The following is a 10,875-nucleotide window of genomic DNA, read 5'->3' on the forward strand; positions in this document are numbered from 1 at the left end:
CCCAGGCAATCGATGCCCTGCCCTTGCTTGGCGTGGTCACCCGCAGTGAATCCGGCAGCGACGATTTCGCCTCGATGATGGGCATTGAAAGCACTGAAAAAGCGGTCGCCGAAGATGCCGGCGTCGGCCTCAAACGCGAACTCAACAGTTTGCTCGGCCGTTACCCTGCAGAACTGGCCCGCACTCGCGACCAGATCCAGAAACGCACCGAGCTCAGCACCGCCACCCACCAGAAAATCGCTGCCGTTCAACAAGCCATCGCCGGTCTGGAGCCAGTGGTGCGCGCCCAGCACGGCCAGATCCAGAGCGAAGTCCGCCTGATGCAAGGCGTGATGATCGGCCTGATCCTGTTGATCGCCCTGCTGATCGACACCCTGCAACGACGCCTGGCCCGCACCCTGACCAATCTCGCGCCCGCGTTGTCGACTTGGGCCGAGGGTGATTTCAGCCAAGACATTCATCTGGGCAAGACCAACCGCGAACTGCACGACATCGAAGCGTCGCTCAACCGCCTGCGTGCCTATCTGGTGGATCTGGTCGGGACGATTCGCGGCAATGCCGAACAAGTGGCGGGCAGCAGTCGCACCCTCGCCGATCTGAGCAATGACCTGCACAGCGGTGCCGAACATCAGGCCGGCGATACAGCACTGATCCGCGACTCCCTGAGCGAACTGGAAGCGACCATCCAGCAAGTGGCCGGCGATGCGCGTCAGGCTGCAGACGCCAGCCGTCACGCGGGACAGGCTGTCGAGCACGGGCAAAAAGTCATCGGCCTGAGCCTTACCGGACTGCATGCGCTGGTAGAAGAAGTGCAAGGCAATGCACAGATGATCGAGCATCTGGCGGAAGAGTCGGCCACCATCGGCGGCGTGCTGACGGTGATTCGCTCGATTGCCGACCAGACCAACCTGCTGGCGCTGAACGCAGCGATCGAAGCCGCCCGCGCCGGGGAAATGGGCCGTGGTTTTGCCGTGGTGGCCGAGGAAGTCCGCTCACTGGCGCAACGCACCGCCGGCGCCACCGCAGAAATCCAAACCTTGATCGCCGGCCTGCAAACTGCGGCCCGACAATCGGTCGAAGGCATGCGCGCTCAGGTTGAACACGCCGAAGCCACAGCCAATCAGGCGCAATCGGCGGACGGCGCGCTGGACAAGATCGTCGGCGCGATCCAGACCATTTCCGACACGGCAGTCCGTATCGCCGATGTCACCGCGCAGCAAAGTGGCGCGGTCAGCGAAATCCGCGATCACAGCGAACGGATTCACCAATTGGGTGGGGATAACTTGCTGCGCATCGGCGAAGGACGCGAACAGGGCGAGAATCTGCTGGTATTGGGTGGGCAACTGCATACAGCGGTTCAGGCTTTCCGCGTCTGATCGCAACTCTGCGGGGTTTGGCGGCGCGAATGACCGGATCTGATCACTCAGTCACATATTTCGCGCAAACATCGGAGATCGTGCTGGCTATTGCAGAGAACTGGACAGTCACAAAGTCTTTGCGGCATAGTCGCCGGGTTCTGACGAAGGCTCACCCATAACAAGGAACACGCAGATGGCAACGCTACTGGTGCTGCACGGCCCCAACCTGAACCTGCTCGGCACCCGCGAACCCGGGACCTACGGGTCGACGACCCTGGCGCAGATCAATCAGGACTTGGAACGCCGCGCCCGTGAAGCCGGCCATCACCTGCTGTACCTGCAAAGCAACGCCGAGTACGAATTGATCGACCGCATCCACGCCGCACGCGGCGAAGGTGTGGACTTCATTCTGATCAACCCAGCAGCTTTTACACACACAAGTGTCGCATTACGTGACGCGCTGCTGGCGGTGAGCATCCCATTCATCGAAGTGCATTTGTCCAACGTGCACAAACGCGAACCTTTCCGCCATCACTCTTACTTCTCCGACGTAGCGGTGGGAGTGATCTGCGGCCTTGGCGCCAGCGGTTATCGACTGGCCCTGGAGGCTGCACTAGAGCAGCTTGAACAACAAGCTATACGCCCCTGACCGACCCTTGGGAGTTGATGATTCATGGATATCCGTAAAGTTAAGAAACTGATCGAATTGCTGGAAGAGTCCGGCATCGACGAGCTCGAGATCAAGGAAGGCGAAGAGTCCGTACGCATCAGCCGCCACAGCAAGACCCCGGCGCAGCAGTACTACGCACCGGCTCCGATGCAGGCTCCGGCCGCTGCACCTGTTGCCGCTGCCGCTCCAGTCGCTGCCGCCGCTCCGGCTGCCGCTGCTGCTCCAGCGCTGAACGGCACCGTTGCCCGTTCGCCGATGGTCGGCACCTTCTATCGCAAATCTTCGCCAACCTCGCCGTCCTTCGTTGAAGTCGGCCAGACCGTGAAGAAAGGCGACACCCTGTGCATCGTTGAAGCCATGAAGATGATGAACCACATCGAAGCTGAAACCAGCGGTGTGATCGAGTCCATCCTCGTCGAAGACGGCCAGCCGGTTGAGTACGACCAACCGCTGTTCACCATCGTTTGAACTGCGGAGAGCCTTTGATGACTGCGAAGTTGGAAAAAGTTCTGATCGCTAACCGCGGTGAGATCGCCCTGCGGATTCTGCGTGCCTGCAAAGAGATGGGCATCAAGACCGTCGCCGTTTACTCCAAGGCCGACAAAGAGCTGATGCACCTGGGTCTGGCAGACGAATCCGTCTGCATCGGCCCGGCTTCTGCCGCGCACTCTTACCTGCACATCCCGGCAATCATTGCGGCCGCTGAAGTGACTGGCGCTACCGCCATTCACCCAGGCTACGGTTTCCTCGCGGAAAACGCCGACTTTGCCGAGCAGGTCGAGAACTCCGGTTTCGCTTTCATCGGCCCGAAAGCCGACACCATTCGCCTGATGGGCGACAAGGTATCGGCCAAGCACGCGATGATCGAAGCGGGCGTTCCAACCGTTCCAGGCTCCGACGGCCCACTGCCGGAAGACGAAGAAACGGCACTGCGCATCGGTCGTGAAGTCGGCTACCCGGTGATCATCAAAGCCGCTGGCGGCGGTGGTGGTCGCGGCATGCGCGTGGTGCACAAGGAAGAAGACCTGATCGCCTTCGCCAAGCTGACCCGCACCGAAGCTGGCGCGGCGTTCGGCAACCCGATGGTCTATCTGGAAAAATTCCTGACCAACCCGCGTCACGTCGAAGTACAGGTTCTGTCCGACGGCCAGGGTAACGCCATCCACCTGGGCGACCGTGACTGCTCGCTGCAGCGCCGTCACCAGAAGGTCCTCGAAGAAGCGCCGGCACCGGGCATCGACGAGCAGGCCCGCAAGGAAGTCCTCGCTCGCTGCGTCAAGGCGTGCGTCGACATCGGCTACCGTGGCGCCGGCACCTTCGAGTTCCTGTACGAGAACGGTCGTTTCTACTTCATCGAAATGAACACCCGTGTTCAGGTGGAGCACCCGGTTTCGGAAATGGTCACCGGTATCGACATCGTCAAGGAGATGCTCAGCATCGCCGCTGGCAACAAGCTGTCGTTCACTCAGGATGACGTGGTCATCCGCGGTCACTCGCTGGAATGCCGGATCAACGCTGAAGACCCGAAAACCTTCATGCCGAGCCCGGGCACGGTCAAGCATTTCCACGCTCCAGGCGGCAACGGCGTTCGCGTCGATTCGCACCTGTACAGCGGTTATGCAGTTCCGCCGAACTACGACTCGCTGATCGGCAAGCTGATCACTTACGGCGCCACCCGCGACGAAGCCATGGCACGCATGCGCAATGCCCTGGACGAAATCGTGGTTGACGGGATCAAGACCAACATCCCGCTGCACCGTGACCTGACCCGCGACGAAGGCTTCTGCAAAGGGGGCGTGAACATTCACTACCTTGAGCACAAGCTGGCTGGCGAGAAGCACTAAGCTTCAGCCCGCACATGACAAAGCCGCCTTCGGGCGGCTTTGTTGTTTCCGAAGGTTTCATCTGCTCACACATTACCTGCTCCCACAAAACCGTCGCGCTCGCGTAAACTTGCGCGCTTCTCGCAGGCCGCTAGGCTGCAATCAATCTTTTTCACAGGTGCCCGCCATGCCTTGGCTGCAAGTCCGTCTCGCCATCAGCCCAGAACAAGCCGAAACCTACGAAGACGCTTTCCTTGAAGTGGGCGCCGTTTCGGTGACCTTCATGGACGCCGAAGATCAGCCGATCTTCGAACCGGAACTCAATACCACCCCGCTGTGGGCGCACACCCACCTGCTGGCCCTGTTCGAGGGCGGCACCGAAGCGGCGCCGGTACTGGCCCATCTCGAACTGCTGACCGGCAGCCCGCTGCCCGAGCATCACAGCGAAGTGATCGAAGACCAGGACTGGGAACGCAGCTGGATGGACGGTTTCCAGCCGATGCAATTCGGCCAGCGCCTGTGGATCGTGCCGAGCTGGCACGCCGCGCCGCAACCTGACGCAGTCAACCTGCTGCTGGATCCGGGCCTCGCGTTCGGCACCGGCACCCACCCGACCACGGCCCTGTGCCTGGAATGGCTGGACGGTCAGGACCTGAAAGACTGCAACGTGCTGGACTTCGGCTGTGGCTCGGGGATTCTGGCCATCGCCGCCCTGCTGCTCGGCGCCAAGGAAGCCGTCGGCACCGACATCGACGTGCAGGCGCTGGAAGCGTCCCGCGACAACGCCGGTCGCAACGGCATTGCCGACGAGCTGTTCCCGCTGTATCTGCCGGAGGATCTGCCGCAGGTCAAAGCCGACGTGCTGGTGGCCAATATTCTGGCCGGCCCGCTGGTTTCCCTGGCGCCGCAACTGTCCGGCCTGGTCAAGTCCGGTGGGCGTCTCGCACTGTCCGGGATCCTCGCCGAACAAGGTGAAGAAGTCGCCGCCGCCTACGCGCAGGACTTCGATCTCGACCCGATCGCCAATCGCGATGGCTGGGTGCGCATCACCGGCCGTCGGCGCTAGAATGACCGCCTGCTCAATCCGGATCGCCGCATGACCGACAGCTTCGTCACCCAGTGCCCGCATTGCCAAACCAGTTTCCGCGTCAGCCACACTCAATTGAGCGTGGCCCGCGGGGTGGTTCGTTGCGGCTCCTGCCTGCAAGTGTTCAACGCAGCCAAGCAGTTGCTCGAACAACGCGCAGGCAAGGAAGCAGTCACGCCGGTAGCGCCAGCCATCGTCGAACCGGCACCGGTCACCGAAGCACCGGTCGTCGCCAGACCACCCGAGCCAATCGAACCGCCTGAGCCGCGCACCATCAGCCAGAAGCAGTGGAGCGCCGCCGAGCTGGATCTGGACAGCCTGGACCTGGATCAGGAACTGGCCCGCCTCGAGCAGCGGGAAATCCAGCTGACCACCGAATTCGGCCGCCCGCGCGAAGAGTCTCTCAGCGCTCGACGCGACAGCCATGAGCCGGAAGACGAGCCGTGGTCGGACAGCCTGTTCAGCGAACCGGCGGACGAACGGATCAGCGAACCCGAGCATGAAACCGAAGCCGTCGACCTCGAACCGGTGAAGCAGGAACGCACCGAACCTTCGTTGTCACTGGAGCCGGTGGACCTCGATGACGAGCCGCCCATCCCGCAACTGCGCCTGCACGACCCGATCGATCATTCCGCGCGCCACGAACGCCTGTCGGCCAGTGACGAGACGGACGACGATCTGACACCGGTCGAACCGCCGCGTAAAAAGCGCGAACGCAGCGAGCCCGGCGTACGTGCCGAAGTGCTGCAGGACCTGACCGACGATCCGCTGCAACTGGACTGGCAGAAACGCCGTTCGCCCTGGGGCCGACGCCTGCTCTGGCTGTTGTTGATACTTTTGGCCGCTGGCGCTCTCGCCGGTCAGTACATCGCCTATCATTTCGATGAGCTGGCTCGCCAGGATCAATACCGCCCGTGGTTCCAGCAACTGTGCCCGCAGATCGGCTGCACGGTGCCGTCCAAGGTCGACATCGCCAAGATCAAGAGCAGCAACCTGGTAGTGCGCAGCCATCCGGAATTCAGCGGAGCGCTGGTGGTGGACGCGATCATCTATAACCGCGCGCCCTTCTCGCAACCGTTTCCGCTGCTGGAGTTGCGCTTCGCCGACCTCAACGGCCACCTGATCGCCAGTCGTCGCTTCAAACCCGGCGAATACCTCAACGGCGACCTTGAAGGCATGGCGGAGATGCCGCCGCAGACGCCGATCCACATCGCCCTCGACATCCTCGACCCGGGGCCGAAAGCGGTGAACTACAGCCTGAGTTTCCACTCGCCCGAGTGAAACGCTTCACCGCTCCGGGTTTGACGGCAGTTTTCTGACTGGGCATCGACCGACCAAACCGGCGGTAATAACAGAATAACTGTTCAGATTTTGTTCAATTCAGCCTTTATCCAGTCATCGAGAGCGGGTATCATGCCAACCCTTTTTCGAACTCTCATGATCCGGCCCCACTTCAGGGAAGTCCTATGTCGGCGGTACGCATCGGCCCATATACATTGCAGAACGGCTTGATCCTCGCCCCCATGGCGGGTGTCACCGACCAGCCCTTTCGTCAGTTGTGCAAGCGATTGGGCGCAGGGCTTGTAGTCTCGGAAATGGTTACCAGTGACATGAGCCTGTGGAATACCCGCAAGTCGCGCATGCGCATGATCCACGAAGGCGATCCCGAGCCACGCTCGGTACAGATTGCCGGTGGCGACGCGCAGATGCTGGCGGATGCGGCCCGGGCCAACGTCGAACTGGGTGCACAGATTATCGACATCAACATGGGTTGCCCGGCAAAAAAAGTCTGCAACAAGGCTGCCGGCTCCGCGTTGTTGAAGGATGAAGCACTGGTTACCGAGATCCTGCACGCCGTGGTGGCTGCGGTTGATGTGCCGGTGACCCTGAAGATCCGCACCGGATGGGATCGCGACAACAAGAACGGCCTGACCGTGGCGAAGATCGCCGAGCAGGCCGGGATCACGGCGCTGGCGGTGCATGGCCGCACCCGCGCCGACCTGTACACCGGCGAAGCCGAGTACGACACCATTGCCGCGATCAAGCAGGCGGTGTCGATTCCGGTCTTTGCCAACGGCGACATCGTATCGCCGGAAAAGGCCCGCTACGTGCTCGACGCGACCGGTGCCGATGGCCTGTTGATCGGCCGGGCCGCCCAGGGGCGGCCATGGATTTTTCGTGAGATCGACCACTTCCTGCGTACCGGCGAAAAACTGCCGGCGCCGGAGCTGATCGAGGTGGAACGCATTCTGCTTGAGCATCTGGCCGCCCTCCACGCCTTTTATGGGGACGTGATGGGTGTACGCATTGCCCGAAAGCATGTGGGCTGGTATCTCGCAACCTTGCCGGGCGCCAAGGAGTTTCGCGCCCGTTTCAATCGTTTGGATGGTACGGAAACACAATGCGCCAACGTTCGGGAGTTCTTCGCCGAACGTTACAAGAGCCTGACAGGGGACGGAGAAGGGGTGGCCGCATGACGATGATGACCGAGACTTTAGTGAGTGGAACAACACCCGTGAGCGACAACGTGAATTTGAAACAGCACCTCAATACACCGAGCGAAGAAGGCCAGACCCTTCGCGGGAGTGTCGAGAAGGCGCTGCACAATTATTTCGCCCACCTTGAGGGCGCAGCCGTCACGGACGTGTACAACCTGGTGCTCTCCGAAGTCGAGGCTCCCCTGCTCGAAAGCGTGATGAACTACGTCAAGGGCAACCAGACCAAAGCCAGCGAGCTGCTCGGACTCAACCGCGGCACGCTGCGCAAGAAACTCAAGCAGTACGATCTGCTGTAAGCATTCAATCAAACCAGAAAGGCGCCCGCGTAAAACCGGTCGCCTTTTTTGCTGACTTCCCTTGCTTTTGATGGAAATTGAGATGACCGACCAGACTACCCGCCTGCCGATCCGCCGCGCCTTGATCAGTGTTTCCGACAAGACCGGGATCCTCGAATTCGCCAGGGAGCTGGAAGCCCTGGGCGTGGAAATCCTTTCCACCGGCGGGACCTTCAAACTGCTGCAGGACAACGGCGTGGCCGCAGTGGAAGTCGCGGATTACACCGGTTTCGCAGAGATGATGGACGGGCGGGTGAAAACCCTGCACCCGAAAATCCACGGCGGGATCCTCGGTCGTCGCGGTATCGATGACGCGATCATGAACGAACACGGCATCAAGCCGATCGATCTGGTAGCCGTCAACCTGTACCCGTTCGAAGCCACCATCAGCAAACCAGGCTGCGACCTGCCGACCGCCATCGAAAACATCGACATCGGCGGCCCGACCATGGTCCGTTCGGCCGCGAAAAACCACAAAGACGTGGCCATCGTGGTGAATGCCAGCGATTACGCCAACGTCCTGGAAAACCTCAAGGCCGGCGGCCTGACCTACGCTCAGCGTTTCGACCTGATGCTCAAGGCGTTCGAACACACCGCCGCCTACGACGGCATGATCGCCAACTACATGGGCACCGTGAACCAGGCTGCCGAGACCCTGAGCACCGAAGGTCGCAGCGAATTCCCGCGCACCTTCAACAGCCAGTTCATCAAGGCCCAGGAAATGCGCTACGGCGAGAACCCGCACCAGAGCGCGGCGTTCTACGTGGAAGCCAAACCGGCCGAAGTCGGCATCGCTACCGCCACCCAGCTGCAAGGCAAAGAGCTGTCGTACAACAACGTGGCCGACACCGACGCCGCGCTGGAATGCGTGAAGAGCTTCGTCAAACCAGCCTGCGTGATCGTCAAGCACGCCAACCCGTGCGGTGTGGCCGTGAGCCCGGACGCCGAAGGCGGCATCCGTCAGGCCTACGAACTGGCCTACGCCACCGACACCGAGTCGGCGTTCGGCGGCATCATCGCCTTCAACCGTGAACTGGATGCCGAGACCGCCAAGGCGATCGTCGAGCGTCAGTTCGTTGAAGTGATCATCGCCCCGAGCGTCAGCGAAGAAGCCCGCGCCATCGTTGCTGCCAAGGCCAATGTGCGCCTGCTGGCCTGCGGCGACTGGTCGGCTGACCGCGCTGCTGCCTGGGACTACAAGCGCGTCAACGGCGGCCTGCTGGTTCAGAGCCGCGACATCGGCATGATCGGCGCCGACGACCTGAAAGTGGTGACCAAGCGCGCACCGACCGAACAGGAAATCCACGACCTGATCTTCGCCTGGAAAGTGGCCAAGTACGTTAAATCCAACGCCATCGTCTACGCCAAGAACCGTCAGACCATCGGTGTCGGCGCCGGCCAGATGAGCCGCGTGAACTCGGCACGTATTGCCGCGATCAAGGCTGAACACGCCGGTCTGCAAGTCGCCGGTTCGGTGATGGCATCCGATGCGTTCTTCCCGTTCCGCGACGGTCTGGACAATGCGGCCAAGGTGGGTATCACTGCAGTGATCCAGCCAGGCGGTTCGATGCGCGATGCTGAAGTGATTGCTGCTGCTGACGAAGCCGGTATCGCGATGGTCTTCACAGGCATGCGCCACTTCCGCCACTAAGTACACGATCCACTGTTGATCGTGCCCACGCTCTGCGTGGGTACGCAGCCCGGGACGCTCCGCGTCCCTCGGACGCAGAGCGTCCGTTGAGGCATTCCCACGCGGAGCGTGGGAACGATCAGCCCCTACAGAATTAGCGTCATCCGAGGTTTTTGAAATGAATGTTTTGATCATTGGCAGCGGTGGCCGCGAACACGCCCTGGCCTGGAAAGTGGCTCAGGATCCGCGTGTGCAGAAGGTTTTCGTCGCACCGGGCAACGCCGGCACCGCGATTGAAGCCAAGTGCGAAAACGTCGCCATCGACGTACTGGCCCTCGAGCAACTGGCCGACTTCGCAGAGAAGAACGTTTCCCTGACCATCGTCGGTCCGGAAGTGCCGCTGGTTGCCGGCGTCGTCGATCTGTTCCGCTCCCGTGGCCTGGACTGCTTCGGTCCGACCGCCGGTGCTGCGCAGCTGGAAGGCTCGAAAGCCTTCACCAAGGATTTCCTGGCACGCCACAAGATCCCGACCGCCGACTACCAGAACTTCACCGAGATCGAGCCTGCCCTGGCTTACCTGCGTGAAAAAGGCGCGCCGATCGTGATCAAGGCCGACGGCCTGGCCGCCGGTAAAGGCGTGATCGTCGCCATGACCCTGGCCGAAGCCGAAGACGCCGTGCGCGACATGCTCGCCGGCAACGCCTTCGGCGACGCCGGTTCGCGCGTCGTGATCGAAGAGTTCCTCGACGGCGAAGAAGCCAGCTTCATCGTCATGGTCGACGGCAAGAACGTCCTGCCGATGGCCACCAGCCAGGACCACAAACGCGTCGGCGACGGCGACAGCGGCCCGAACACCGGCGGCATGGGTGCCTACTCCCCTGCCCCGGTGGTCACCGCCGACGTGCACCAGCGCGTGATGGATCTGGTGATCTGGCCGACCGTGCGCGGCATGGCCGAAGAAGGCAACGTCTACACCGGTTTCCTGTACGCCGGTCTGATGATCGACAAGGCCGGCAATCCGAAGGTCATCGAGTTCAACTGCCGTTTCGGCGATCCGGAAACCCAACCGGTGATGCTGCGTCTGCAGTCGAGCCTGGTGTTACTGGTCGAAGCGGCACTGGCCCAGGCCCTGGATAAAGTCGAAGCGCAGTGGGATCCACGTCCGAGCGTCGGCATCGTGCTGGCCGCTGGCGGTTACCCGGGCGACTACGCCAAGGGCGCGACGATCAACGGTCTGGACGCAGCAGCGAACCTGGAAGGCAAGGTCTTCCACGCCGGCACCGTGCTCAAGGACGGTAACGTCGTGACGGCCGGTGGTCGGGTGCTGTGCGCCACTGCCATGGGCGCCAGCGTGGGTGCTGCCCAGGAGCAGGCCTACAAACTGGCCAAGGCCATCGACTGGGAAGGCTGCTTCTACCGCACCGACATTGGCTACCGCGCCATTGCCCGTGAACGCGGCGAAACCCGGTAATAA

10 protein-coding genes are annotated in these 10,875 nt (G+C 61.8%); all 10 read left to right on the forward strand.

Annotated elements, in window-relative coordinates; all coding sequences use genetic code 11:
- Positions 1-332 precede the first annotated feature (332 nt).
- The 10 genes from AC07N4_RS19170 (at position 333) to purD (ending at position 10,872) form a co-directional block, all read left to right on the forward strand.
- Positions 333-1,376 (forward strand): methyl-accepting chemotaxis protein, encoded by a 1,044-nt coding sequence (locus AC07N4_RS19170; protein WP_492574049.1) that lies wholly within the window; start codon positions 333-335, stop codon positions 1,374-1,376.
- A gap of 175 nt (positions 1,377-1,551) precedes the next feature.
- A complete protein-coding gene (gene aroQ / locus AC07N4_RS19175) occupies positions 1,552-2,007 on the forward strand; it encodes a type II 3-dehydroquinate dehydratase (RefSeq protein ID WP_096819739.1) in 456 nt (151 codons plus the stop codon).
- A 24-nt stretch (positions 2,008-2,031) separates the two neighbouring features.
- Positions 2,032-2,496, forward strand: a complete 465-nt coding sequence (accB, locus tag AC07N4_RS19180; RefSeq protein WP_096819740.1) for an acetyl-CoA carboxylase biotin carboxyl carrier protein — start codon at positions 2,032-2,034, stop codon at positions 2,494-2,496.
- Between the two features lie 17 nt (positions 2,497-2,513).
- Positions 2,514-3,872 carry an acetyl-CoA carboxylase biotin carboxylase subunit gene (gene accC / locus AC07N4_RS19185; RefSeq protein WP_096819741.1) on the forward strand — a complete coding sequence of 453 codons (1,359 nt, stop codon included), beginning with the start codon at positions 2,514-2,516 and terminating at the stop codon, positions 3,870-3,872.
- A gap of 166 nt (positions 3,873-4,038) precedes the next feature.
- On the forward strand, positions 4,039-4,917 hold the full coding sequence (prmA, locus tag AC07N4_RS19190) for a 50S ribosomal protein L11 methyltransferase (RefSeq protein WP_085732735.1): 879 nt from the start codon (positions 4,039-4,041) through the stop codon (positions 4,915-4,917).
- 30 nt (positions 4,918-4,947) lie between these two features.
- Complete coding sequence (locus AC07N4_RS19195; RefSeq protein ID WP_493065777.1) at positions 4,948-6,219, forward strand: DUF3426 domain-containing protein; 1,272 nt, start codon at positions 4,948-4,950, stop codon at positions 6,217-6,219.
- A 185-nt stretch (positions 6,220-6,404) separates the two neighbouring features.
- Positions 6,405-7,415 (forward strand): tRNA dihydrouridine synthase DusB, encoded by a 1,011-nt coding sequence (gene dusB, locus AC07N4_RS19200; RefSeq protein WP_493065778.1) that lies wholly within the window; start codon positions 6,405-6,407, stop codon positions 7,413-7,415.
- Complete coding sequence (fis, locus tag AC07N4_RS19205) at positions 7,412-7,732, forward strand: DNA-binding transcriptional regulator Fis (RefSeq protein WP_003186237.1); 321 nt, start codon at positions 7,412-7,414, stop codon at positions 7,730-7,732. The genes dusB and fis overlap by 4 nt, the downstream gene beginning before the upstream one ends.
- An 82-nt stretch (positions 7,733-7,814) precedes the next feature.
- Positions 7,815-9,422 (forward strand): bifunctional phosphoribosylaminoimidazolecarboxamide formyltransferase/IMP cyclohydrolase, encoded by a 1,608-nt coding sequence (purH, locus tag AC07N4_RS19210; RefSeq protein ID WP_102620083.1) that lies wholly within the window; start codon positions 7,815-7,817, stop codon positions 9,420-9,422.
- Between the two features lie 157 nt (positions 9,423-9,579).
- A complete protein-coding gene (purD, locus tag AC07N4_RS19215) occupies positions 9,580-10,872 on the forward strand; it encodes a phosphoribosylamine--glycine ligase (RefSeq protein ID WP_273540695.1) in 1,293 nt (430 codons plus the stop codon).
- The last annotated feature ends 3 nt before the right edge of the window (positions 10,873-10,875 follow it).

The organism is Pseudomonas sp. GW821-FHT09E04 (assembly GCF_059416185.1).

Excerpts from the sequence above, each read along its gene's own strand:
- AC07N4_RS19170 (WP_492574049.1), top strand. The coding sequence starts at position 333 with ATGATCGGCCTGATCCTGTTGATCGCCCTGCTGATCGACACCCTGCAA.
- aroQ (WP_096819739.1), top strand. The coding sequence starts at position 1,552 with ATGGCAACGCTACTGGTGCTGCACGGCCCCAACCTGAACCTGCTCGGC.
- accB (WP_096819740.1), top strand. The coding sequence starts at position 2,032 with ATGGATATCCGTAAAGTTAAGAAACTGATCGAATTGCTGGAAGAGTCC.
- accC (WP_096819741.1), top strand. The coding sequence starts at position 2,514 with ATGACTGCGAAGTTGGAAAAAGTTCTGATCGCTAACCGCGGTGAGATC.
- prmA (WP_085732735.1), top strand. The coding sequence starts at position 4,039 with ATGCCTTGGCTGCAAGTCCGTCTCGCCATCAGCCCAGAACAAGCCGAA.
- AC07N4_RS19195 (WP_493065777.1), top strand. The coding sequence starts at position 4,948 with ATGACCGACAGCTTCGTCACCCAGTGCCCGCATTGCCAAACCAGTTTC.
- dusB (WP_493065778.1), top strand. The coding sequence starts at position 6,405 with ATGTCGGCGGTACGCATCGGCCCATATACATTGCAGAACGGCTTGATC.
- fis (WP_003186237.1), top strand. The coding sequence starts at position 7,412 with ATGACGATGATGACCGAGACTTTAGTGAGTGGAACAACACCCGTGAGC.
- purH (WP_102620083.1), top strand. The coding sequence starts at position 7,815 with ATGACCGACCAGACTACCCGCCTGCCGATCCGCCGCGCCTTGATCAGT.
- purD (WP_273540695.1), top strand. The coding sequence starts at position 9,580 with ATGAATGTTTTGATCATTGGCAGCGGTGGCCGCGAACACGCCCTGGCC.